The organism is Phocaeicola plebeius DSM 17135 (assembly GCF_000187895.1).
In the GTDB taxonomy this organism is placed as follows: domain Bacteria; phylum Bacteroidota; class Bacteroidia; order Bacteroidales; family Bacteroidaceae; genus Phocaeicola; species Phocaeicola plebeius.
Genome location: NZ_DS990119.1, coordinates 72,005 through 95,463 on the forward strand (window position 1 = coordinate 72,005; position 23,459 = coordinate 95,463).

At 44.5% G+C, this 23,459-nt stretch carries 24 protein-coding genes; 20 read left to right on the top strand and 4 right to left on the bottom strand.

The window, feature by feature from the left end:
- Nucleotides 1–8: 8 nt before the first annotated feature.
- The 20 genes from tsaD to BACPLE_RS01585 all read left to right on the top strand — a co-directional run bounded on the left by tsaD (nt 9) and on the right by BACPLE_RS01585 (nt 17,177).
- Nucleotides 9–1,031: a tRNA (adenosine(37)-N6)-threonylcarbamoyltransferase complex transferase subunit TsaD gene (gene tsaD / locus BACPLE_RS01495; RefSeq protein ID WP_007558236.1), complete on the top strand. Its 1,023-nt coding sequence runs from the start codon at nt 9–11 to the stop codon at nt 1,029–1,031.
- A 20-nt stretch (nt 1,032–1,051) separates the two neighbouring features.
- A complete protein-coding gene (locus tag BACPLE_RS01500; protein ID WP_007558237.1) occupies nt 1,052–1,552 on the top strand; it encodes a CinA family protein in 501 nt (166 codons plus the stop codon).
- Between the two features lie 104 nt (nt 1,553–1,656).
- Nucleotides 1,657–1,917 (top strand): 50S ribosomal protein L28, encoded by a 261-nt coding sequence (rpmB, locus tag BACPLE_RS01505; protein ID WP_007558239.1) that lies wholly within the window; start codon nt 1,657–1,659, stop codon nt 1,915–1,917.
- Nucleotides 1,918–1,936: 19 nt separating this feature from the next.
- Entirely contained in the window at nt 1,937–2,125 is a 189-nt protein-coding gene (rpmG, locus tag BACPLE_RS01510) for a 50S ribosomal protein L33 (protein WP_005841291.1), read from the top strand.
- A gap of 9 nt (nt 2,126–2,134) precedes the next feature.
- Entirely contained in the window at nt 2,135–2,290 is a 156-nt protein-coding gene (locus BACPLE_RS18695) for a DUF4295 domain-containing protein (RefSeq protein ID WP_007558249.1), read from the top strand.
- A gap of 124 nt (nt 2,291–2,414) precedes the next feature.
- The gene (ftsY, locus tag BACPLE_RS01515; RefSeq protein WP_007558250.1) at nt 2,415–3,380 is read left to right on the top strand and encodes a signal recognition particle-docking protein FtsY; all 966 of its coding nucleotides are present in this window, start codon (nt 2,415–2,417) and stop codon (nt 3,378–3,380) included.
- Nucleotides 3,377–4,678, top strand: a complete 1,302-nt coding sequence (gene rimO / locus BACPLE_RS01520; RefSeq protein ID WP_007558251.1) for a 30S ribosomal protein S12 methylthiotransferase RimO — start codon at nt 3,377–3,379, stop codon at nt 4,676–4,678. Before ftsY ends, rimO begins: the two co-directional genes overlap by 4 nt.
- A gap of 1 nt (nt 4,679) precedes the next feature.
- Nucleotides 4,680–4,970 (top strand): HU family DNA-binding protein, encoded by a 291-nt coding sequence (locus BACPLE_RS01525; RefSeq protein ID WP_007558252.1) that lies wholly within the window; start codon nt 4,680–4,682, stop codon nt 4,968–4,970.
- Nucleotides 4,963–6,108, top strand: coding sequence for an HU family DNA-binding protein (locus BACPLE_RS18520; RefSeq protein ID WP_007558253.1), 1,146 nt, complete (start codon nt 4,963–4,965; stop codon nt 6,106–6,108). The genes BACPLE_RS01525 and BACPLE_RS18520 overlap by 8 nt, the downstream gene beginning before the upstream one ends.
- 206 nt (nt 6,109–6,314) lie before the next feature.
- A complete protein-coding gene (locus BACPLE_RS01535; RefSeq protein WP_007558254.1) occupies nt 6,315–7,310 on the top strand; it encodes an AAA family ATPase in 996 nt (331 codons plus the stop codon).
- 141 nt (nt 7,311–7,451) lie between these two features.
- Entirely contained in the window at nt 7,452–8,321 is an 870-nt protein-coding gene (locus BACPLE_RS01540) for a DUF58 domain-containing protein (protein WP_007558255.1), read from the top strand.
- A gap of 38 nt (nt 8,322–8,359) precedes the next feature.
- Entirely contained in the window at nt 8,360–9,433 is a 1,074-nt protein-coding gene (locus BACPLE_RS01545; RefSeq protein WP_007558257.1) for a BatD family protein, read from the top strand.
- Between the two features lie 20 nt (nt 9,434–9,453).
- Nucleotides 9,454–10,452 carry a vWA domain-containing protein gene (locus BACPLE_RS01550; protein WP_007558259.1) on the top strand — a complete coding sequence of 333 codons (999 nt, stop codon included), beginning with the start codon at nt 9,454–9,456 and terminating at the stop codon, nt 10,450–10,452.
- A gap of 11 nt (nt 10,453–10,463) precedes the next feature.
- On the top strand, nt 10,464–11,483 hold the full coding sequence (locus BACPLE_RS01555; protein ID WP_007558271.1) for a vWA domain-containing protein: 1,020 nt from the start codon (nt 10,464–10,466) through the stop codon (nt 11,481–11,483).
- A gap of 8 nt (nt 11,484–11,491) precedes the next feature.
- Complete coding sequence (locus BACPLE_RS01560; RefSeq protein WP_040312361.1) at nt 11,492–12,193, top strand: tetratricopeptide repeat protein; 702 nt, start codon at nt 11,492–11,494, stop codon at nt 12,191–12,193.
- Between the two features lie 47 nt (nt 12,194–12,240).
- Nucleotides 12,241–14,070 (top strand): BatD family protein, encoded by a 1,830-nt coding sequence (locus tag BACPLE_RS01565; RefSeq protein WP_007558279.1) that lies wholly within the window; start codon nt 12,241–12,243, stop codon nt 14,068–14,070.
- Nucleotides 14,071–14,094: 24 nt separating this feature from the next.
- Entirely contained in the window at nt 14,095–14,847 is a 753-nt protein-coding gene (locus tag BACPLE_RS01570; RefSeq protein WP_007558281.1) for a tetratricopeptide repeat protein, read from the top strand.
- A 15-nt stretch (nt 14,848–14,862) separates the two neighbouring features.
- Complete coding sequence (locus BACPLE_RS01575; protein ID WP_007558283.1) at nt 14,863–15,573, top strand: phosphatase PAP2 family protein; 711 nt, start codon at nt 14,863–14,865, stop codon at nt 15,571–15,573.
- Between the two features lie 118 nt (nt 15,574–15,691).
- The gene (locus tag BACPLE_RS01580; RefSeq protein WP_022052836.1) at nt 15,692–15,949 is read left to right on the top strand and encodes a hypothetical protein; all 258 of its coding nucleotides are present in this window, start codon (nt 15,692–15,694) and stop codon (nt 15,947–15,949) included.
- Nucleotides 15,950–16,052: 103 nt separating this feature from the next.
- A complete protein-coding gene (locus BACPLE_RS01585; protein WP_007558287.1) occupies nt 16,053–17,177 on the top strand; it encodes a universal stress protein in 1,125 nt (374 codons plus the stop codon).
- A gap of 1,207 nt (nt 17,178–18,384) precedes the next feature.
- Here the strand turns inward: BACPLE_RS01585 and BACPLE_RS01595 are convergent.
- The 4 genes from BACPLE_RS01595 to BACPLE_RS01610 form a co-directional block, all read right to left on the bottom strand.
- Nucleotides 18,385–19,419, bottom strand: a complete 1,035-nt coding sequence (locus BACPLE_RS01595; protein ID WP_007558289.1) for a hypothetical protein — start codon at nt 19,417–19,419, stop codon at nt 18,385–18,387.
- 66 nt (nt 19,420–19,485) lie between these two features.
- Nucleotides 19,486–19,971, bottom strand: coding sequence for a hypothetical protein (locus tag BACPLE_RS01600; RefSeq protein ID WP_050792047.1), 486 nt, complete (start codon nt 19,969–19,971; stop codon nt 19,486–19,488).
- A gap of 9 nt (nt 19,972–19,980) precedes the next feature.
- Nucleotides 19,981–21,783: a major capsid protein gene (locus tag BACPLE_RS01605; RefSeq protein ID WP_167535711.1), complete on the bottom strand. Its 1,803-nt coding sequence runs from the start codon at nt 21,781–21,783 to the stop codon at nt 19,981–19,983.
- A gap of 22 nt (nt 21,784–21,805) precedes the next feature.
- On the bottom strand, nt 21,806–23,443 hold the full coding sequence (locus BACPLE_RS01610) for a rolling circle replication-associated protein (RefSeq protein WP_007558295.1): 1,638 nt from the start codon (nt 23,441–23,443) through the stop codon (nt 21,806–21,808).
- Nucleotides 23,444–23,459: the final 16 nt, after the last annotated feature.

Sequence of the window (23,459 nt, forward strand, 5' to 3'; positions counted from 1 at the left end):
AGAACGTTATGAGTACAATAATATTAGGAATAGAATCTTCTTGTGATGATACTTCGGCGGCGGTGATAAAAGATGGCGTGTTGTTGTCGAGCGTGATTGCCAGCCAGGCAGTGCACGAAGCCTACGGAGGAGTGGTTCCGGAACTGGCCTCGCGTGCACACCAGCAGAATATTGTTCCGGTGGTGCACGAAGCATTGAAGCGTGCCGGAGTGGCAAAGGAAGATTTGAGTGCCATTGCCTTTACTCGCGGACCGGGTCTGATGGGTTCTTTGCTGGTAGGGGTGTCTTTTGCCAAAGGACTTGCCCGCTCGCTGGACATTCCGATGGTAGAGGTGAACCATTTGCAGGGCCATGTGCTGGCGCACTTTATTCAGGAGCCCGACGGTGAAAACCTACAACCCAAATATCCTTTTATCTGTCTGCTGGTTTCGGGAGGAAACTCTCAGATTATCCGTGTGAATGCATATAATGATATGGAAGTACTGGGGCAGACCATCGACGATGCGGCAGGAGAGGCCATAGATAAGTGCTCCAAGGTGATGGGGCTGGGCTATCCGGGCGGTCCGATTATCGACAAGCTGGCGCGTCAGGGTAATCCGGAAGCCTTTAAATTCAGCAAACCGCATATCCCGGGCTATGACTATAGCTTTAGCGGACTGAAAACCTCTTTCCTGTACTCACTCAGAGACTGGATGAAAGAAGATCCCGATTTCGTAGAGCATCATAAGACGGATTTGGCTGCTTCGTTAGAAAAAACGATTGTAGACATTCTGATGGATAAATTACGTAAGGTGGTAAAGGATACAGGCATCAAGGAAGTGGCTGTGGCCGGAGGTGTATCGGCAAATAACGGTCTGCGAAACGCTTTCCGTGAGCATGCGAAAAAATATGGCTGGAACATTTTCATACCGAAGTTCGGGTATACTACAGATAATGCGGCCATGATTGCCATTACGGGATATTATAAGTTTTTGGACAAGGATTTTTGCACTATAGACAAACCCGCTTATTCACGGGTAACCATTAAGTAACAATTTAGAGAAAACAGATTATGTCAGTAGAAACCAAAACACTAAGTAAGGAGATAAGTGAAATTTTCTGGAGAGAAGGCTATACATTGGCTACTGCAGAAAGTTGTACGGCTGGTAACGTGGCAGCCATCATAACTGCTATCCCAGGTAGTTCTCGTTTCTATAAAGGTGGAATTATAGCCTACTCAGATGAGGTAAAGAAAACGCATTTATATGTAAATGCCGAAACACTGGAACAACATGGGGCAGTAAGTGAAGAAACCGTTGTGGAAATGGTAAAGGGTGCCATCAAGGCGTTGGATGTGGATTATGCAATGGCTACATCCGGAATTGCCGGTCCTGGCGGAGGAAGCCCGGAAAAGCCGGTCGGTACGATTTGGGTAGCAGCCGGAACAAAAGATGCGGTACTTACGGCTAAATTGACCGAAGATGAAGGTCGTGAGAAAAATATTCAGGCTGCAACGGCAAAAACCCTCCAATTATTGTTGGAATTATGCCAAAATCAAGGAAAAGAGGAGTAAAAGTTCAATTTGTTGAAAAAAGATTTGTTTATATAAAATAAAATCACTTACTTTGCACTCCGTTTGAGAGAACCATGGAATAAAACTATAAAAACTAGATAGAAATGTCGAAAATTTGTCAAATTACCGGAAAGAAAGCCTTGATAGGCAACAACGTTTCACACTCTAAGAGAAGAACAAAAAGAACTTTTGATGTGAACTTGTTTACAAAGAAATTCTACTATGTAGAACAGGATTGCTGGATTAGCCTGAACATCTGCGCTAACGGCTTGCGAGTTATTAACAAAAAAGGCCTGGATGCAGCGCTGAACGAAGCGGTAGCAAAAGGTTATTGTGATTGGAAAACTATCAAAATTATTGGTTAATTAAAAGGAGAGAAAGACTATGGCTAAGAAAGCTAAAGGAAACAGAGTACAGGTAATCCTTGAATGCACAGAAATGAAGGATAGTGGTATGCCGGGAACTTCTCGTTATATTACAACTAAGAATAGAAAAAATACCACTGAAAGATTGGAATTGAAGAAATACAATCCGATTTTGAAAAGAGTAACAGTTCATAAAGAAATTAAATAATAACAGACCATGGCAAAGAAAACAGTCGCAACCCTTCAGACAGGTAAAGAAGGACGTTCTTATACTAAGGTTATCAAAATGGTTAAGTCTCCGAAAACTGGTGCTTACGTTTTTGACGAACAAATGGTTCCTAACGAAAAAGTACAGGACTTCTTCAAGAAATAATTTATCTTTTGAGATATAAAATGCTAAATAAAAGTTCCTTTCATTTAAATATGGAAGGAACTTTTTTTGTGTGAAAGCGAGAATAGTTATATCTTTGTGTCAGAAACTGATAAAAGTAAGTTGTATGGGATTTTTTAGTTTTTTCTCAAAGGAAAAAAAAGAAACATTAGACAAAGGATTGTCTAAGACCAAAGAAAGTGTATTTGGAAAAATAGCACGTGCGGTGGCCGGAAAATCAAAGGTGGATGACGAGGTGCTGGACAATCTGGAAGAAGTGCTTATTACGTCTGATGTGGGAGTAGAAACTACGCTGAACATTATCAAGCGCATTGAAACCAGAGTGGCAAAGGATAAGTATGTGAATACACAGGAACTGAACAATATCCTTCGTGAGGAGATTGCGGCGTTGCTGATGGAAAACAATACGGTGGATGCTGCGGATTTTGATGTGCCTCAGGATAAGACTCCTTATGTGATTATGGTGGTAGGCGTGAACGGAGTAGGAAAAACGACGACTATCGGTAAGCTGGCTTATCAGTTTAAAAAAGCCGGGAAAAAGGTCTATCTGGGTGCTGCAGATACTTTCCGTGCCGCAGCTGTAGAGCAGTTGGACATTTGGGGAGAACGTGTAGGTGTGCCGGTGATAAAACAGAAAATGGGAGCTGATCCGGCTTCAGTTGCTTTTGATACGCTGAGCTCTGCCAAAGCCAATAATGCCGATGTAGTAATCATTGATACGGCAGGACGTTTGCACAATAAGATTGGCTTGATGAACGAGCTGACAAAAATCAAGAATGTAATGAAGAAGGTAGTACCCGATGCACCTCATGAAGTGTTGCTGGTACTGGACGGCTCTACCGGACAGAATGCATTCGAACAGGCCAAACAGTTTACTTTGGCTACAGAAGTAACCGCCATGGCTATCACCAAACTTGACGGAACGGCCAAGGGTGGAGTAGTGATTGGAATTTCCGACCAGTTTAAGATTCCGGTGAAATATATCGGTCTGGGAGAAGGTATGGAAGATTTGCAGATATTCCGCCGCCGTGAGTTTGTAGATTCATTGTTTGGCTCAACCACTGAAAAATGAGAAAGAATACAATCGATATAATTACTTTAGGATGCTCGAAAAATCTGGTAGATTCCGAAAAGCTGATGAAACAGCTGGAAGCTAACGGCTACAAGGTGACACATGACAGCGACCATCCGCAGGGAGAAATTGCCGTTATCAATACGTGTGGCTTTATTGGTGATGCCAAAGAGGAATCTATCAACATGATTCTGGAGTTCTGTCAGGCAAAGGAAGAAGGACGCTTGAAGAAACTTTATGTAATGGGCTGTCTGTCGGAACGTTACTTGAAGGACTTACAGATGGAGATTCCGCAGGTCGACAAATTCTATGGGAAGTTCAACTGGGATGAACTTTTGGCCGATTTAGGAAAGGCCTATCATTCTGAATTTGCCATTGAGCGTCATCTGACGACTCCGAAGCATTATGCATACCTGAAAATATCAGAAGGTTGCGACCGCAAGTGTTCTTATTGCGCCATTCCTATCATTACGGGTAAACATGTGTCTCGTCCTATGGAAGAAATTCTGGACGAAGTGCGCTTGCTGGTTTCCGAAGGGGTGAAAGAATTTCAGGTCATCGCACAGGAACTGACTTATTACGGAGTGGATTTGTATAAAAAACAGATGTTGCCGGAACTGATAGAACAGATGGCACATATCCCGGGTGTGGAATGGATTCGTCTGCATTATGCTTATCCCGCTCATTTTCCGGAAGATTTGTTCCGCGTGATGCGTGAAAACGATAATGTATGTAAGTACATGGACATTGCCTTGCAGCATATCAGCGATAACATGCTGCAAAAGATGCGTCGCCATGTGACGAAGGCAGAAACCTATCAGCTGATAGAGAAGTTCCGTAAGGAAGTGCCTGGCATTCATTTGCGTACTACATTGATGGTAGGCCATCCGGGTGAAACGGAGCAGGATTTTGAGGAACTGATGGAATTTGTCCGTACGGCACGTTTCGACCGTATGGGTGCATTTGCTTATTCGGAAGAAGAAGGCACCTATTCTGCCAAGCATTATAAAGATGAGATTCCGCAGGAAGTCAAGCAGCAGCGTCTGGATAAACTGATGGAATTGCAGCAGGAAATCTCTGCCGACTTGTCTCATCGCAAGATTGGACAGGAATTCAAGGTAATCATTGACCGTAAGGAAGGTGATTATTATATCGGTCGTACACAGTTTGATTCACCGGAAGTCGATCCGGAGGTATTGATAAAGGTGGAAAATCACCGTCTGAGAATCGGCAGTTTCCATCGGGTAAAGGTGTACGATGCAGATGATTTTGATTTGTATGCTACAATCGTAAAATAAAATGACCAACAAGGAATTCATAGAAGAACTTTCCCGTCGTTTGGAGAAAACCGAAAAGGAAACAGCGTCTTTGCTGGCTTCCTTCACGGAGTGTGTGTCGCAGTCTTTACAGGAGAATAAGACGGTGGTGCTACAGGATTTCGGCTCGTTTGAGGTGGAGAAAAAGATGGAGTATATTTCTGTGAATCCCGTCACCAAACAGCGCTTTCTGGTACCTCCCGAACTGGCTGTCAGTTTTAAGTCGGCTACTTCGTTAAAAGGAAGGGTTAAAAACGTCTTGTCGGATGAATGATAAAATAACTTTACATGAACTTGTGGATTTATTTGCTCGCAAAAGCCAGTTGAGTCAGGCTGATGCGGCACTTTTTGCCAAGGAATTTCTGTCATTGATAGAAGAAGCTTTGGCAAGGGACAAGTATGTAAAGGTAAAAGGTTTGGGTACGTTTAAGCTGATTACGGTAGACGCAACGGAAGAAACGGCTTCCAACGGACCGGAAACTACGGATAGCCAATCACATACGCGTGTTTCGTTTATTCCGGAAACCGGATTGAAGGATTTGGTGAATAAGCCTTTTGCGCATTTCCAGCCGGTACTGCTGAAAGATGAAGTGCATTTTACCGACCTGCCTGAGGGCGAAACCGAGGCGGAATCTCAAGAGAAAGTAACCAAGGAGGAGAAGACCGGAGAAACTGATGCTGTAATCGAATCCCCAACAGAACCGGTTACAGAAGAAACTGATGAAGTTTTGCCACAAACGGAAGCTGCTTCTCCGATAGAAGAGGAACCTGTTCAGGCGCCAATAACGGAAAAGGTGATTTCTGAAGAAGAGGAGGTGAAAGAAAAGCAGGAAGATACGTTGCCTGAAAAGGAAGAAAGGATTCCCGCTGCTGATCTGACTCCATCAGGGAAAGAAGCCAATGTGCCCTGGTGCATGATTGCCTCCATCTTGCTGGCGGGTATTTTCATAGGAGGAATCGTGACATGGATATTGACCTCGGGCCGACGGTATATTCCGGAACAGGTGGTAGAGAAGTTGATGAACGAAACACAGAAAACGCCTGCACCTGTTGTGGTTTCGGACTCCTTGCAGTTGGCTGATACTTTAGTCGTAAAAACGGATTCTTCCTTGGTGCAGAAGAAGGATACCTTGAAAACCGCCGCGAAGAAAGAAGAAAAAACCCCCGCAGCTTCTACGCCTGTACCGAAAAGGGAAACCTTAGCCGATACGGTTGAATACCAGATAACTGGAAATCAGGGCTCATATACCCTTAAACCGGGGGAGAGCCTGGTACGTGTGGCCCTGAAATTTTATGGAAATAAAAAACTATGGCCTTATCTGGTGAAGCACAATAAGGCTATTATCAAAAATCCGGATAACGTGCCGGTGGGTACCACAATTCAGATTCCGCAACTTACTCCTAAAAAATAACGAGAGGCCTTGTTTCAATTCAAACAAGGCCTTTTTAATTTTCTTTAGTTCAATAAGCCTTAAAAGGCGAAAACCGTCTATATTTTTTTATCAAAATTTATTGTGCCTGTTAAGGGAATACCTTAATTTTGGGGTGTCTTTTTAGATATATGTTCTGAAAGGACATTTTTTAATGAAAAAAAAGAGAACTAAAATAGAAGAAAATTATGGCTGAAGCTATTGACATTCGTGAATTGAATGAACGAATCGAACGCCAGAGCGCGTTTGTGACAAACCTGATGGAGGGAATGAATCAGGTAATCGTAGGTCAAAAACATCTTATCGAATCTTTATTGATTGGGTTGCTTTCCGACGGACATATTCTGCTGGAAGGTGTTCCGGGATTGGCAAAGACCTTGGCAATCAAAACCCTTGCTTCATTGATCGATTCAAAATACAGTCGTGTGCAGTTTACTCCTGACTTGCTGCCGGCCGATATTATCGGTACGATGATTTACAGTCAGAAGGATGAGCAGTTCGTGGCCAACAAAGGACCGGTTTTTGCCAACTTTGTACTGGCCGATGAAATTAACCGTGCGCCGGCTAAAGTACAGAGTGCCTTGCTCGAGGCCATGCAGGAACGTCAGGTGACACTGGGTAAGCAGACTTTTGCACTTCCGAAGCCTTTCCTGGTAATGGCTACGCAGAATCCGATTGAGCAGGAAGGTACTTATCCGTTGCCTGAAGCACAGGTAGACCGTTTCATGCTGAAGGTGATTATTGATTATCCGAAGCTGGAAGAAGAAAAGAAGATTATCCGTCAGAACATCAACGGAGAGCGTACGGAAGTTCGTCCTATTTTGAAGGCTGAAGACATTATTGCTGCCCGTGAAGTGGTTCGTCAGGTATACCTGGATGAAAAGATTGAACAGTACATTGCAGATATCGTATTTGCTACCCGTTATCCGGAAAAATACGACTTGAAAGAACTGAAGGGCTTGATTGGATTTGGAGGTTCTCCTCGTGCATCTATCAACCTGGCACTGGCTGCACGTAGTTACGCTTTCATCAAACGTCGTGGATACGTGATTCCGGAAGATGTGAGAGCCGTAGCTCATGACGTGCTTCGTCACCGTATCGGTCTGACTTATGAAGCAGAAGCTACCAACGTGACTTCTGATGAAATCGTCAGCAAGATTCTGAACAAGGTTGAAGTGCCCTGATTCATTGATACCTGTAACGGTTGCGGACGGGGAAGAGAGTTCCCGTCGGCTTTTATTCGCAGTCGGAAGGCTGCATGATTATAAATGACTAAGCTGTGTTCTTTTGGTTGCCCCAGGGGAACACGGTCAAATATTAAAGGAATGGAGACAAGTGAACTTTTAAAGCGTGTCCGTCAGATTGAAATCAAGACCCGGGGACTTTCGAGCAATATTTTTGCCGGTCAGTATCATTCGGCCTTCAAAGGGCGTGGTATGGCCTTTTCAGAGGTCCGCGAGTATCAGTATGGGGATGACGTGCGCGATATTGACTGGAATGTGACCGCTCGCTTCGACAAACCATTCGTGAAAGTCTTTGAGGAAGAACGTGAACTTACGGTCATGTTGCTGGTGGACGTGTCCAACAGTTTGGACTTCGGTACCATTCAGCAGCTGAAGAAAGAAATGGTGACGGAGATTGCGGCTACAATCGCCTTTTCCGCCATTCAGAACAATGATAAAATCGGCGTGATTTTCTTTTCCGACCGTATCGAGAAATTTATCCCTCCCAAGAAGGGCCGCAAGCATATTCTGTATATCATTCGTGAACTGCTTGATTTCAAGCCGGAAAGTCAGCGCACCAATTTGCAGTGTGTCATTGAGTACCTGACGAATGTACTGAAGAAACGCTGTACGGCCTTTATGCTGAGCGACTTTATTGACGAACGTGATTTCCAGAATGCGTTGACGATTGCCAACCGGAAACATGATGTGGTGGCTGTGCAGGTGTACGACCGTCGTATGGAAGAACTTCCGGACGTGGGACTGATGCACGTGCGTGATGCGGAAACCGGTCATGAGCAGTGGATTGATACTTCGTCGAAGGCATTGCGCAATGCACATCATGCCTGGTGGAAGGAAAAACAGCAGAAGCTGAATGACACATTTACTCACAGCAATGTGGATTCTGTATCTGTACGTACAGATCAGGATTATGTGAAGGCATTGCTGAATTTATTTGCAAAACGAAACTGACAGTTGACATGAGACATCTCTTATTATACTACTCAAAAATGATAAAGGCATGTTGCTGTGCTGTGTTGATTTTATGCTGTGCAACGGGCTTGAAAGCCCAGCAGGTGACGGTGGAAGCTACTATCGACTCCTTGCAATTGCTCATTGGCGAGCAGGCGAAAATCAAATTGCAGGTCAGCATGGATGCCAACCAGAAATTGCGTCTGCCGTTGCTGCGTGATACGCTGGTCAGGGGAGTGGAGATTCTGGATGTGGCCAAGCCCGACACGCAGCTGCTGAACGACAACAAGCGCTGGCTGGTGTCACAGGAATATACAGTGACTTCTTTTGATTCGGCTCTGTATTATCTTCCGCCGTTTGAAGTGCTGGTCAATGACAAGGCTTACCGTTCAAAGGCTTTGGCATTGAAAGTGTACTCCATTCCGGTGGATACCTTGCATCCCGACCAGTTCTTTGGTCCGAAGTCCATTCAGGAAGTATCTCTTACCTGGGAAGACCTGGCACCGATGGTATATTCTATCCTGTTGCTGATTGCATTGGGAGTGGTGACGGCCTTCTTTATCATTCGCTATCGTGACAATAAGCCTATCATCAAGATTATCAAGGTAGAACCTAAACTTCCGCCTCATTTGGCTGCCATGAAGAAGATTGAAACCATCAAGGCAGACAAGGTGGCCAAGCGTGAAGATCCGAAAGCTTATTATACGGAGCTGACCGATGTCATCCGTATATATATAAAGGAGCGTTTCGGATTCAATGCCATGGAAATGACGTCTGCGGAAATTATCGAGCGTCTGTTGGAAGAGAAGGACAAGGAATCTATCCATGACCTGAAGGTAATGTTTGAAACAGCCGACCTGGTGAAGTTTGCGAAATATGCGCCGCTGATGAATGAAAACGACATGAACTTGGTGAATGCGGTAGATTTCATTAACCAGACTAAGATAGAGGAAGATCCGAACGCCAAGAAGGAGCCGACGGAAATCAAAGTGGAGGAGAAGCGTTCCAAACAGGGACGAATTGCCTTGCTGTGCAGCATTGCCATTACGGGTGTGGCCGCACTGATTGCTTTGTATTTGTCTGTGCGCCATATCATCGACCTCTTTTTCTAATTTAATAATGAATTGAGACTATGATTTTTGCGAATATAGAATATCTGTTTCTGCTTTTGCTGCTGATTCCGTATATCGTGTGGTACGTGATGCGCCGCAAAAAGGCGGAACCGACCATGCAGGTATCTACCACACGGATGTACATGAAGGCTCCGCGCAGTTGGAAGATTTATTTGCTGCATGCGCCGTTTGTGCTTCGTATTCTGACGTTTGTGATGATTGTGCTGGTACTGGCACGCCCGCAAACTACCGATAACTGGCAGAACACGGAGATTGAAGGTATTGACATCATGCTGGCGGTCGACGTGTCGACCAGTATGCTGGCCGAAGATTTGAAGCCGAACCGTATTGAAGCGGCCAAGCAGGTAGCGGCAGAGTTTATCAACGGACGTCCGAATGATAATATCGGTCTGACTATTTTTGCGGGAGAAGCATTTACACAGTGTCCGCTGACAGTAGACCACGGAGTACTGTTGAATTTGTTCCAGAGTGTGAGCTGCGACATGGTACAGCGCGGAATGATTGAAGACGGTACGGCACTGGGTATGGGACTGGCCAACGCGGTGAGTCGTCTGAAAGACAGCAAGGCCAAGTCAAAGGTTGTTATCCTGCTGACGGATGGTGTGAACAACCGGGGAGACATTTCTCCGCTTACTGCGGCCGAAATAGCCAAGCAGTTTGGTATCCGTGTGTACACCATCGGTGTAGGAACTAACGGTACGGCACCTTATCCGATGCAGACGTACGCCGGTGTGCAGTATGTACAGATGCCGGTGGAAATCGACGAACAGACCATGAGCCAGATTGCCGGAACAACTAATGGAAACTATTTCCGTGCTACCAGCAATACGAAGCTGAAGGAAGTGTACCGTGAAATTGACAAACTCGAAAAAACAAAACTGAACGTGAAGGAATTCAGCAAACGTGAAGAAGCCTATGCGGTGTTTGCACTGATTGCATTCCTGAGCATCTTGCTTGAAATTCTTTTGCGGAATACAGTTTTGAAGAAAATACCTTAAAATAAGAAGTCATGTTTCGATTTGGAGAACCTCAATATTTGTATTTACTGATCGTGTTGCCCTTGCTGGCTGTGTTCTATTTTTATTCGAACTATCGCCGTCGCAAGAAGTTGCGCGAATATGGTAGTCCGGAGTTGCTGGCACATCTCATGCCGGATGTGTCGAAATATCGTCCGGACGTAAAATTCTGGCTGACGCTTTCTGCGCTGGCCATGGTTATTTTCATGCTGGCTCGTCCGCAGTTCGGTTCAAAGATGGAAACGGTGAAGCGTCAGGGTGTGGAAACGGTGGTGGCACTGGATATTTCAAACTCCATGCTGGCACAGGATGTCACTCCCAGCCGTCTGGAAAAATCGAAGAAGCTGATTTCCCGTCTGGTGGAGACCTTCAATAACGATAAAGTGGCCATGATTGTGTTTGCAGGTGAAGCTTTCACACAGCTCCCGATTACGAGCGACTATGTATCGGCCAAGATGTTTCTGGAAACGATTTCTCCTTCCTTGATTACCACACAGGGTACGGACATTCGCGGGGCCATCGACCTGGCTATGAAGAGTTTCACTCCGAATGAAGGGGTAGGACGTGCCATCGTGCTGATTACCGATGGTGAGAACCACGAAGGAGGAGCCATCGAGGCTGCTCAGGAGGCTGCCAAGAAGGGTATGCGTGTATTCGTTTTAGGAGTAGGTTCACCCGATGGTTCACCTATTCCGGTGGAAGGTACCAATGAATTCCGTCGCGACAAGGACGGTAATGTGGTCGTGACCCGTCTGAACGAACAGATGTGTCAGGAGATTGCTAAAGCCGGAAATGGTATTTACGTGCGTGTGGACAATACCAACAATGCCGAAAAGGCACTGAATGCGGAAATAAACAAACTGGCGAAGGCGGATGTGGAGACACAGGTTTTTACGGAGTTCGACGAGCAGTTCCAGGTGCTGGCCTGGCTGGCTATTCTTTTACTGGCTGCCGACCTGATGATTCTGAACCGCAAGAATCCGCTTTTCAAGAATGTGAAACTCTTTAAATGAAACTGGAGATGAAAGTGAAAGGATATATTCTGTGTATGTGTCTGGCCCTGACTGCCGTGGCCGGATATGGACAGAAAACAGACCGTGATTATCTGCGAAGCGGCAACAAGCTTTACAAGGATAGCTTGTTTGTCAAGGCGGAAGTAGACTACCGGAAGGCGCTGGAGCTGAATCCCAAGTCGGCCGATGCCATGTACAATCTGGGGAATGCGCTGATGATGCAGGAAAAGGCCAAAGAGGCTATGGAGCAGTTTGATGCAGCGTCTCGTCTGGAGAAGGACAAGAAGAAGCTGGCACAGATTTACCACAACATGGGAGTCATTCTGCAGTCATCCAAACAGTTGCCGCAATGTATCGAAGCCTATAAGCAGTCCTTGCGCAACAATCCGAAGGATAATGAAACCCGCTACAACCTGGCACTGGCGCAGAAGCAATTGAAAGATCAGCAGCAGAACCAGCAGAATCAGGACCAGCAGCAAAACAAGCAGGACCAGAAGCAGGATGACAAGCAGCAGAACAAGGACCAGCAAGACCAGAACGAGAAAGAACAGCAGCAGAATCCGCAGCAACAGCAGCAAAACCAGAACCAGATGTCGAAGGAAAATGCCCAGCAGTTGCTCAACGCCGTGATGCAGGACGAAAAGAACGTGCAGGATAAGGTGAAGAAGCAGATTCAGGTGCAGGGACGCAAGCTGGAAAAAGACTGGTAAGGCTGGAAGCAATGAAGAACAAATGAATAATCATAAATAACAGAATAATGCGAAAGATAATATTCTTACTTTTTACGATACTTGCGGCGTGGCAGGTGAAAGCTGCCGACAAGGTACGCTTCGTGGCAGAAGCTGCCGACGTGGTGGTAAGCGGTGACCAGGTACGACTGGTATTCACGGTCAATTCGCAAGACATCAAGGATTTCCGTGCTCCTTCCATCAAGGGCTTTGACGTGCTGATGGGACCGAGCCGCTCTCAGCAGAGCAGTATTCAGATTATCAACGGAAAGCGTACATCGAACAGCTCTACGGCGTTCACTTATATCCTCTTGGCGGGAAGTCCTGGTACGTATACCATTCCGGCAGCCAGTGTAGAGGTAAATGGAGAGAAAGTCTTTTCCAATGCCATTTCCATCAAGGTGCTTCCGCAGGACCAGACCTCGGGGAATAGTGGCAACAACGGGGGAGGCAGTGCTTCTTCTTCACGCAGCCAGGCAGCAGGCAGCCGTATCTCTGCCAACGATTTGTTTATCACGGCTACAGCCAGCAAAACCACCGTACACGAGCAGGAAGCCATTCTGCTGACTTATAAGGTATATACCGTGGTGAATCTGCGTCAGTTGTATGGCAAGATGCCCGATTTGAAGGGTTTCCATACGCAGGAGGTAGAATTGCCGCAGCAGAAGACTTTTACGCTGGAACATTATAAAGGACGGAACTACAATACGACTGTATGGAGCCAGTATGTGTTGTTCCCGCAGCAGACGGGTAAACTGGAAATCCCTTCTATTACATTTGATGGGGTGGTTGCCCAGCAGACCGTTTCGGACGACCCGTTTGATGCTTTCTTCAATGGCGGAGGATACGTGGAAGTGAAGAAGAAAATTACGACTCCGAAAGTAGTGATTAACGTGCAGCCGCTTCCTGCCAAACCGGCCGGATTCTCTGGAGCAGTGGGTGAGTTCAAACTGGCATCGTCTATCAATGCGACTGACGTAAAGACCAACGATGCTGTGACCATCAAACTGACACTGAGCGGTACAGGAAACATGAAGCTTATCGGTACGCCGGAAGTAAAATTCCCGCAGGATTTCGAAATCTATGACCCGAAAGTGACCGATGATTATAAGCTGACCAACAGTGGACTGACGGGTACGAAGACATTCGAATACCTGGCAATTCCGCGTCATGCCGGCAACTTTACAATTCCGGCAGTAGAATTTACCTACTTCGACCTGAAGAGCAACAGCTACAAGACTCTGAAAACAGAGGCTTATAACCTGAAGGTGGCCAAAGGACAGGGAAATGCCGATCAGGTAATTTCAGACTTCACTAACAAGGAGAGCGTGAAGATGCTGGGTAAGGATATCCGCTTTATCAAGTTGGGCGATTCTTCACTTCGTCCGAAGGGAGATTTCTTCTTCGGTACCGTAGGATATTACCTGTGCTACCTGATTCCGTTGCTGCTGTTCGTTGTCTTTGCAGTGATTTATCGTCAGAAAGCCCTCGAAAATGCCAACGTGGCGAAGGTGAAGACCAAAAAAGCCAACAAGGTGGCTACACGCCGTATGAAACTGGCTGGTAAGTTGCTGGCAGAAAACAAGAAGAATGAGTTCTATGACGAAGTACTGAAAGCTTTGTGGGGATACATCAGCGACAAGCTCAGTATTCCGGTATCTCAGTTGTCGAAAGACAACATTGAAGCCGAACTGACCAACTACGGTGTGCAGGAAGCCTTGATTGCCGAGTTTATCGGTGTGCTCAATGAATGTGAATACGCACGTTATGCTCCGGGCAACGAAAACGAGGCGATGGACAAGGTATATTCCGCTTCTGTGGAAGTCATCAGTAAAATGGAAAACAGTATCAAACATTAAAACGGATAGGAGAGCAGACTAGATATGAAGAAATTATCTTTATTATTGATAGGCCTGATTGGGTATATTCAGTTTGCCGTGGCAGCTCCCACAAAGGCGGAAGCTGACGAAGCATACCAGAAGGAAAAGTTCAGCGAGGCAGCGTCCTTGTATGAAGAAATCCTGCAGACGCAGGGAGAATCGGCCGACATCTATTATAATCTTGGAAACGCGTACTTCAAGCTGAAGAATACGGCCAAGGCAGTGCTCAACTACGAACGTGCACTTCTCCTGAATCCGGGAGACGCGGATATCCGTTTTAATCTGGACATGGCACGCAGCAAGACGGTGGACAAGATTACGCCTACTGCCGAGGTGTTCATCGTGACGTGGTACAAATCGCTGGTCAACATGATGAGCGAACAGAGCTGGGGCTATGTGGGAATTTTCTCGTTCATTCTTTTGCTGATAGGAGTATCTTTTTATATCTTCGGCAACCGCCTTTGGATAAAGAAAGCCGGATTCATCGGAGCGGTGGTATTCCTGATTGTGACGGTGTGCAGCAATATTTTTGCCAGTGAGCAGAAAGCGGAGCTGGTAGACCGTACGGGAGCCATTGTGATGGAGCCGACAATCAATGTCAAGAGTACGCCGAACGAAAGCGGAACCGACTTGTTCGTGCTGCATGAAGGTACGAAAGTCTTCATCGAGGACAATTCGATGAAAGGCTGGAAGGAAATCCGCCTGGAAGACGGCAACAAAGGCTGGGTGAAGACGGAAGCAATTGAAATCATTTAATTCAAATAAGCATAAATGGCAGACATACAGCAACTCATAGAGGCCGACAAGGCTTTGCTACTTTCTCTTAACGGAAGCGACTCCTTGTTCTGGGATGGATTCATGTGGACAGTGACAGACACCAAGACATGGATTCCGGCCATACTGGTGTTGCTGTATGTCGTGTTTAAGAATAACCGTGTGCCGCAAGGAATAGTCATCACGCTGATGTTCGCTTTGTGCGTTACGCTGGCCGACCAGTTTGCGTCGGGACTCTGCAAGCCTTATTTTGCCCGTTTTCGTCCCACTCAGGACCCTGAACTGATGTATCTGGTGCAGACGGTGAACGATTATAGGGGAGGCTTGTATGGATTTATCTCCAGCCATGCCGCCAATACCTTTGCTGTAGCGATGTTTGCCTCGTTGCTAGTGCGCTATCTGCCTTTCACCTGCATGATGTTTCTGTGGGCCATGATTCCCTCGTACTCACGCATGTACTTAGGTGTGCATTATCCTGGTGACATTCTGTGTGGGGCAGTGGCCGGATCGGTTGTCGGTGTGCTTGTGTACCTGCTGTACGCACGTCTGCGCAAGAAATTCTTCGATTGTCCGCAGTATATTTCCACCCAATACACCAAGGGCGGATATACCAAAGATGATATTTCCATTCTGCATGCCACACTGCTGCTGACTTATCTCTATGCGATAATCGGAGGAATGATAGTAGCAAAAGGTCTGCATTTCTGACCAGAAAGTAAGATATTTTCGAAAAAAACGGTTGGAAAGTTTGTGCTGTCACAATCTTTTGCTATATTTAAATCGATATTAAAAACAACATTTTGTCTAACACTTAATTATGACTACTATGAACAGAACAATAACCTTTAACGAACTTCGTAAAATCAAAGATTCTTTGCCCACGGGAAGCATGCATCGCATTGCGGATGAGTTGAACCTCAGCGTGGAAACGGTGCGTAATTTCTTTGGCGGACATAACTTCAAGGACGGAAAAAGCGTAGGTATCCATCTCGAACCGGGTCCTGACGGCGGACTGGTGATGCTTGACGATACTACGGTACTCGATAAGGCAATAGCCATTCTGAAGGAAGAACAACGCGCTTGATATAAGATAAGGGCTGTAACAAGAGAGTGGGAGAGTATCCGTTCCTGTTACGGCCCTTATTGTTTATCCGATAATATGATATTAACCTAAAAATGCAGAAGCCATGGAAGAAAAACTTGTAACACTGGCCATTCTTACTTATTCTAAAGCCCAGATTCTAAAGAATGTGCTTGAAAATGAAGGAATTGAGGCTTGCATCCATAATGTCAACCTGATTCAGCCTGTCATTTCTTCGGGCGTGAGAATACGCATCCGCGAAAGTGATCTGCCCAGGGCATTGAAAATCATTGAAAGTTCTGCGTGGTTGGCCGAAGACGTGGTCAATGAGGAAAAAACGGAAGAAAAGCATGGCAAGCAGGTGCTGATACCGGTGGACTTTTCTGATTATTCGATGGCTGCCTGTGAATTCGGTTTCAATTTTGCAGCCAAGATACAGGCAGAAGTCGTGCTGATGCACGTGTATTTCAGTCCGGTATACATGCCGAGTTTGCAGTATGCGACAGAAAACTACGGGTTGCCGATGGAGCATGAATTGGGCATCAAGAGCATGCTCGATAGTATTCATGAACAGCTTAACAATCTGATAAACAGTATTAAAGAACGCATTCAGAAAGGAGAACTTCCTGATGTGAAGTACACCTGCACTCTGAAAGAAGGTGTACCGGAAGAAGAAATCCTGCATTATGCACGCGAGGAAAAGCCGCTCATAATCATCATGGGAACGCGCGGAAAAGGTGAGAAGGAAATGGATCTTATCGGTAGTGTAACGGCCGAAATCATTGACCGTAGCCCGGTATTTGTCTATGCTATCCCGAAAAATGCGCAGAAGAAAAACTTCGATGAAATCCATAAGGTCGCATTCTTTACCAGCTTTGACCAGCGTGACTTGATTGCATTTGACTCACTGGTAACGACTTTCAAGGATTATCATTTTGAAGTATCGTTCATCCATCTGAGCGACAATGCGCAGAAGCGTACGTGGAATGAAATTAAGCTGGTAGGCATTCAGGAATATTTCAAGAAGCAATATCCGCAGCTTACAATTGATTACGACATGTTGGGTGGAGAAAGTCTGCTCAGCAATTTGGACGCATATGTCAAGGAAAAAGGCATCGACGTGCTGTGTCTGTCAAATTACAAGCGGAACGTCTTTGCACGCTTGTTTAATCCCAGCATTGCCCGTCGGATGATTTTCCATTCCAACACGCCGATTTTGGTGATTAAATAAAGTTTTGTCTTAGAAAAACGAATTCTCAGGGCCGTTTCCATTCGTCTGGATTCGGCCCTTGGTTTTTATTATTCGCAGAATCGGTAATCTCAAGCTCCAAGAGCGATAAAAATGGTTATTGAGATCATCTGCTTATTGATGTATAGAATCGTGCGAATAAGGCCTTAAAAAACGCAAGTACGTTCATCTCAAAACACCTTTGTGTTTTATTCCAAACGTCCTTACGTTTTAATTGGAACGCAAAGGCGTTTTAGATTAAACACAAGTACGTTTTCCTTTAAATACACTTGTGTTTTTTGATAAACGCATAATGAATATAATCCGTATAATGATTAACTTATTTTGTATCTACATAACTACATTTTTACACATTTTTTAAAACACTCCCCTACTCCATAGGGTAGGGCAGAAATCATCCGAAAGTGTCGGTGTCATTTGCGCAAGTGTTACCAAGATAGAGGGAAATCGCTGTGGAGTTAAGCGATTTTCCTTCGGACAAATGACTGGATTTCATGTTTTCAAACCCTTCTGTGTCCCCCCAGCCTTTGGGGGGAGTAAGTGAGTACATTAACATTTATTCAGACATCTACAGAGCAAAAAAATGATTTGCAAAATGGGGTAAACGCTCGTTTTGAAAGGCGTGCAAGACTCAGCCGTCTACCATCGGCAAAACCTTTTCGCCCGCCAAAGGTAGCATGATTAGAATGATCCGAAAAACCAAATAACGTTAACTCTGTGTTGCAAGCAACACGCCATTAACGTTATTTACTTTTAGTCTTGATCATTCTAACCATGCAGTTATAATAGGCGAGCGAAAAGGATATGCCGAAGGTAGACTAAGGGGCAGAGCAGACATGCACTTGAAATAGGAATTTTTTATTTTATATTTTGCCTCCGGCGGGAGCTCTTAGGATGTCCGAAGGTTTGATAACTGATGTACTCACAATGATGAGTCTGTGACCAATATACGCGAATAGTCAGAACGTATTCGCCATTTACAAACACGTCCTGACCATCAAACCAATCCAGATACTTTCCACAATTCAGAAGAAATTCGCAAAGTTCGTCTGTGTCGTGAAAAGGCATCGGAAAATTACTTACTTCAACCATTTGTTAGTAATAAATACCAATAGCCTTACAAAAGCAAATGCAAGAACTAAACCGATTAAAAACACAAATGAATAATCCATACACAAAGATACAAATACTAACGAAATGCACCGCGTATCTGGTCATAAAATCCCTGACCAACATTAAAGAGACCGAAGGCACCTTCAGGACCTGAATTATAAATAGCATGACGCAAATCTGCTTTAATTTGGTCGAGACGATCCTTATAGGAATCTGACTCAAAATCAAACTGCTGCTGTTCACGAGCACCTTTCATAAACTCAGTTACAGCCTTATTAATTTCAGTATTAATTTGTGCCTGAGTCAAGTTACCTTGCAGCTTCATATTATTAATGCGAACCATCTGCTCATTAATAGTCTGCTTTATCTGCTGAGGAAGTACTTTGTACCACTGATATGCAGACAGATTAGCAAGCATCTGGCCATGAGCACGAAGCTGAGTAAACATTGTATCAGTCTTTCGCTGGCGAATCTCTGAACTTAACATTTCAGGCCGGAAACGATTCATAATATCCTGACCTTTTGTCTGAGAACGAACAAATCCTGACTCTGTGCGAGTCTTTTCCAAATCAGCCAATAACTTGTCTGCCTTGTACTGATTTTCTATTTCCTGACCTTCATTTATAAGCTGCTGACCGCGTATATCTTCCTGAGCCTTAAGAGTAGCTATGAACTCTGATGCGATGCCACGCAAGCCGGACAAACCTGACATATCAGCTGGCTGCATGGTAGCACCTTGCATCTGAGGAACTACAGCAGGCTGGGCAGCTGGAGAAGTCATGGAAGAAGCAGAACCGGCAGATCCTCCGTCCATCATCATGTAAGGATTCAGACCAGCTTCTTCTAAACGCTTTCTCTGAGATGATGCGGAATTATACTCATTCTCCGCATTCCACATATCCCATTCCTGCTCTATCTGTCTTTCCAGCTGTTCACGATTATACTCGTTAGACATCTGGGCAATCTGGATATTTGCTTGATTTGTAGACTCAGCTATTTCCTTATTAGCTTTATTGGTATTATTGGTATTAACTATACTGGCAGTAGTCTGCATTCCAGCAGCAGCTACATCACCAGCAGCACCAATAGCAGCACCTGCAATTTTACCCATATTGTTCAATTTTTAAGATTATACAAGAAAGGTAGCCGTGATCACGCGACTACCTTTGTCCGATTATTAAGATTCAACAGCCGGAGTAGGAGCAGGATCAGGAGAAGGATCTGTATTGGAAGTCTGTTTCTTGACAGCTTCTACAGCTTCTTCTAACTTCTGAATCTCCTTAGAATACTCGATGTCCAGATAGGAAGCCCATGCACGCAACTCAGAAGGATGCTGAATATACCTGGACTTAACAAACTGATGCAACTGCTCGTCAGACATCTTTTCGCGCATCTGGGAAAGCTGAGAAGCAGAACGGTCATGATCCAAATAATCAGAGAACTGGGCAAGAGTCATAGAATCCAACCGTCTTTGATTAAGAATCATGTAAATATCGTTCCGATAAGTCACAGCAGGAGTAGAACCCAAAGGGGTTTGTACTTCTTCACGGTAAAAATCCTCTACCGGAGAGGGAACACGCAAGGAAGTCAGCGGAGCCATGAGAGAACAGCAACCACGGACGGGAGTTCCTTCGTGCGGTTTTTGTAATCTTCCTTTAAACATAACAACACATTAATAAGGTAAACCATTCGGATCCAAAGAACGAACTACATTAACATCAAAAAGCGTACTGCACAAGAACTGGTCGGTATTAAGGTCGGAATTGGCCTTAACTGCAAACAAATTATCAAGCACAGAAGGGGATACCTTGAAGAATCCGGCCTTGACAGAATCTGCTTCTACGTTCGGATTGTCAGGGAAATCGACACTATCAGCAGCCAACAAAGCTTCATCATCGAAAGGAATGATCCAAGTTTTAAGTGAACGCCTGAATTCACCCATAGACTTATCCAAAGTCGTTTTCCAGTTATAATACTGAGGAGCATAACCGAAATAAAGGTTAGGAGATACCTTGAAATCACCGTCTTTAGGCTTAACCGGATTCAGACCACGAATAACGGGAACCTGCTCCATACCAATCTTATCAAATTCAGGAATAGGGAAGTCAAGCACATTGGTAAGAGTAGTTCCGAAATGTGGAGCACTGGTAATGTAATCAAGCTGGGGCAGAACATGGAACACACACATAACAATACCGTATTGACCACCTACGTTAAAGTTAATAGATCCGTTACCGGACATTGTGCCTTTACCTGCAATATCGGCAGCATTTTCACCAGTAATATTGTTATTTACAACTTCATTAATAGACAAGTCAATATTAATTGATCCAAGCCACTGACACATATCAGAATAAGCCTTATTTACAGACTGACCCCAGTGGGCTTCAATCTGTGACGGATAATCTTCCTCTGATGCCAATGCAACTTCTTTCCACTTCTGGGCAGCTTCAGCACGGCGTAAGGCAAGAATAGAAACACCAAAACTAGAATCACCTTCAACAATCAAACCAGAATTAGTGTTATTAAAACGCAAAATACGAGATTCACCAACAGAAGTTTGAGCCTGAAGATAACCACTAGAGCCTTGAATAGTTACATTTCCGTTCAAAAATGCAACGCCATCCTGTCCAGTGGTAAACGCCGGAGGTGTAGGACCTTCCACAACTTGCATAGAACCTGAGACAGGAACAGCAGAAGCCTCACCATACTGGGCTTGAGGAATCGTACCATGAAGCAAATCACGCTGCCAGTTGGAATACCGCATATCAAACAGATTGAATGAATCCTTAAAACCTTCTACGGTAAAATCAAGCTGCAAAGAATCAGCAGATCCGGAAATATAGTCAATATTGAAAGTAGAAGGGTTAGAGCGTTCCCACTGGGTATAACGGTTAAAATCCGCATAAATCTTCTGGTATGCAAAAAGTGGGAAAGGAGAGAACTTCAAATTGTTCAACATTGGACGAGTGGCCCATGTAGCACCTTCACCGCCAGCTGCTTCAACGATATAGGGATAAAAATCACCATAGCCGAGATACTCGAGGATAATACATACAAGCCATGCACGATAATAACCAAACTGATTTTTAGAATCAGCAAGAGAGACGATGTAATCTGCTACCTGCTCAGCAGTAAAATAAGGGAGTTCATCGCTGAGAGGGACATTATCTGCAAGAACCGGACCGGATGCATGCAAAAGGTTAGTGCGCATCTGGGTAATTGCAGTAGGAAACTTATTCCACATCTGACGAAACGGCACAAAGTAGAAATCAAAATAACCTCTCATTCGGGCAAAGGCAGCTGTATTAAGGGGCTGAGTACGAACGAAAGACTTTACCGTAGCATTAAGATCATCAAAAGGCAGTACGGGAGTCCACCAAACCGGAATAAGTGAACCAGCTTTGGCAGTAAAGTTAATTTTCTGTGTAAGATCATAACCTGCACGAGTAGGCTTGTTCCTCACAGATTTCATAGACATAATATTAGCCATAGAATCAAATATTTGTTTCAAAAATCATATTCTTATCATTCTGCTCTTTATGTTTCATGCGCTGACGCGCCATGAACCTAACATTTGCACTATAAGCCTTGTAGGCAAACGTTCTCTTTTTAAATTGTTCAACATCATAAGGCACATTATTATAGAAATACTTTATATCACCGCTTAAACGCTCTTTTCCATCCAAAAAATCAGATTTTCGTGAGTAAGACTTATCAAAATAAATCTCCTGCTTACGATACCAGTCGACAAGATTCAGGTATTCATAATTCTTCCAAAAACGCTCTACCTTTCGCAAGAATAACTCATTACGGTCAAAATCACACCACATGAGAGAAAGCGAGCATAGATAAGACTTCCACAGCTTAGCATTATGCTCAAAAACAGACGAACACAATAGAATCGAGTAAACACACTGAAAAAGCTGGTTATTCAAATCATCATCATGACGGAATTTATCATAATCAAAACGATCAATACGTTTGTAATTCAAATTCTGTGATAACTCTGTATAAATCAGTAAAAAATCCTCTCTGACACGTTCAGGAACTCTAAGAATACCAGTATCCAACCACGAGTAAAAAGAAGTCACAAGAGACCTTGCTACATCTGCTTTTTTGTCGGAGTTGAAATAATACCGGAGTCTAGACCAAATTGTGTATACTCTAAAACGCTGCTCATGAGAGAGCAAAGCGAAACCTTTACACTGGGGATAGACGGAATGGAGCATTTCAGAGGGCGTCCTAAAATTGTCATATCGGCCACGACAAAAGAAGCTACGCTGAACAAATTCTGTAAACTTAAGCTTGAGTAACGGTATAAGTTCCGTTCCAAAAATCTTTCTACCCAGAAATCGAGAGTGCTGGGAGAAGCTTTTAACGGCATCCACTTTAAGGCAAGAGGGAAGAGGCACAGAGCTGTTAACATAGCCCGCAACATAGGAACTGCACGAACCTTGTTCGACAGATTGCGCGTCAATACCACCGAATGGCCAGCTTTCACGTATATAGTATTCCAGCTTCGATAATAATGTTCCTTTTCCGCAATGCGCTTTCTGATATTTCGACCAATAGGGATACGGATATTCTCCGAGCGTATGAACCGAGGGGAGGAATAAGGACGGATCGTCGACAAAGAGTAAGATATGGAAATGTGGGCGGAAGGATAGGGGCCCATATTCGCCAGTGGCAAAAAATCTAATCTTCTGACCTTCATATTTATCTAGATATTTACGCAGACGCTTCATAAACAGCTGCAATTCACGTTTACTGAGATACGGAAAGCGTCCTTTGTAATTGATACGATAATTAACACGTTTCTGATATTCATTCATCAGCTGAGGAGTCATCAACGTACGACCTAAGTATTCACCAGTATCTGCATCACGCATAATATATTCATCATCACCAACCTTGTAAAAACGAAACTGAGGTACAAACTTATCATCAAAAGTGAGAGTTAAAAATACCGTCTTTTTCGCTGTAAGTGACTCAAAATCACATAAATTAGAATATTTGAAATTGCGAAGCTGTTCACAAGCTACACAATGCTTGCAGGCAACAACCATTTCTTCACCAGTGTACTTGTTTTTTATACGCTGTGGCTCCAAACAACTGACAAACGGGTAGTTCATTACTCTTTCACGGTAT

Excerpts from the sequence above, each read along its gene's own strand:
- BACPLE_RS01525 (WP_007558252.1), top strand. The coding sequence starts at position 4,680 with ATGACCAACAAGGAATTCATAGAAGAACTTTCCCGTCGTTTGGAGAAA.
- BACPLE_RS01585 (WP_007558287.1), top strand. The coding sequence starts at position 16,053 with ATGGAAGAAAAACTTGTAACACTGGCCATTCTTACTTATTCTAAAGCC.
- ftsY (WP_007558250.1), top strand. The coding sequence starts at position 2,415 with ATGGGATTTTTTAGTTTTTTCTCAAAGGAAAAAAAAGAAACATTAGAC.
- BACPLE_RS18695 (WP_007558249.1), top strand. The coding sequence starts at position 2,135 with ATGGCAAAGAAAACAGTCGCAACCCTTCAGACAGGTAAAGAAGGACGT.
- BACPLE_RS18520 (WP_007558253.1), top strand. The coding sequence starts at position 4,963 with ATGAATGATAAAATAACTTTACATGAACTTGTGGATTTATTTGCTCGC.
- rpmG (WP_005841291.1), top strand. The coding sequence starts at position 1,937 with ATGGCTAAGAAAGCTAAAGGAAACAGAGTACAGGTAATCCTTGAATGC.
- BACPLE_RS01610 (WP_007558295.1), bottom strand. The coding sequence starts at position 23,443 with ATGAACTACCCGTTTGTCAGTTGTTTGGAGCCACAGCGTATAAAAAAC.
- BACPLE_RS01600 (WP_050792047.1), bottom strand. The coding sequence starts at position 19,971 with ATGTTTAAAGGAAGATTACAAAAACCGCACGAAGGAACTCCCGTCCGT.
- rpmB (WP_007558239.1), top strand. The coding sequence starts at position 1,657 with ATGTCGAAAATTTGTCAAATTACCGGAAAGAAAGCCTTGATAGGCAAC.
- BACPLE_RS01545 (WP_007558257.1), top strand. The coding sequence starts at position 8,360 with ATGATAAAGGCATGTTGCTGTGCTGTGTTGATTTTATGCTGTGCAACG.
- BACPLE_RS01560 (WP_040312361.1), top strand. The coding sequence starts at position 11,492 with ATGAAAGTGAAAGGATATATTCTGTGTATGTGTCTGGCCCTGACTGCC.
- BACPLE_RS01535 (WP_007558254.1), top strand. The coding sequence starts at position 6,315 with ATGGCTGAAGCTATTGACATTCGTGAATTGAATGAACGAATCGAACGC.
- BACPLE_RS01540 (WP_007558255.1), top strand. The coding sequence starts at position 7,452 with ATGGAGACAAGTGAACTTTTAAAGCGTGTCCGTCAGATTGAAATCAAG.
- tsaD (WP_007558236.1), top strand. The coding sequence starts at position 9 with ATGAGTACAATAATATTAGGAATAGAATCTTCTTGTGATGATACTTCG.
- BACPLE_RS01570 (WP_007558281.1), top strand. The coding sequence starts at position 14,095 with ATGAAGAAATTATCTTTATTATTGATAGGCCTGATTGGGTATATTCAG.
- BACPLE_RS01595 (WP_007558289.1), bottom strand. The coding sequence starts at position 19,419 with ATGGGTAAAATTGCAGGTGCTGCTATTGGTGCTGCTGGTGATGTAGCT.
- BACPLE_RS01565 (WP_007558279.1), top strand. The coding sequence starts at position 12,241 with ATGCGAAAGATAATATTCTTACTTTTTACGATACTTGCGGCGTGGCAG.
- BACPLE_RS01555 (WP_007558271.1), top strand. The coding sequence starts at position 10,464 with ATGTTTCGATTTGGAGAACCTCAATATTTGTATTTACTGATCGTGTTG.
- rimO (WP_007558251.1), top strand. The coding sequence starts at position 3,377 with ATGAGAAAGAATACAATCGATATAATTACTTTAGGATGCTCGAAAAAT.
- BACPLE_RS01575 (WP_007558283.1), top strand. The coding sequence starts at position 14,863 with ATGGCAGACATACAGCAACTCATAGAGGCCGACAAGGCTTTGCTACTT.
- BACPLE_RS01550 (WP_007558259.1), top strand. The coding sequence starts at position 9,454 with ATGATTTTTGCGAATATAGAATATCTGTTTCTGCTTTTGCTGCTGATT.
- BACPLE_RS01500 (WP_007558237.1), top strand. The coding sequence starts at position 1,052 with ATGTCAGTAGAAACCAAAACACTAAGTAAGGAGATAAGTGAAATTTTC.
- BACPLE_RS01605 (WP_167535711.1), bottom strand. The coding sequence starts at position 21,783 with ATGAAATCTGTGAGGAACAAGCCTACTCGTGCAGGTTATGATCTTACA.
- BACPLE_RS01580 (WP_022052836.1), top strand. The coding sequence starts at position 15,692 with ATGAACAGAACAATAACCTTTAACGAACTTCGTAAAATCAAAGATTCT.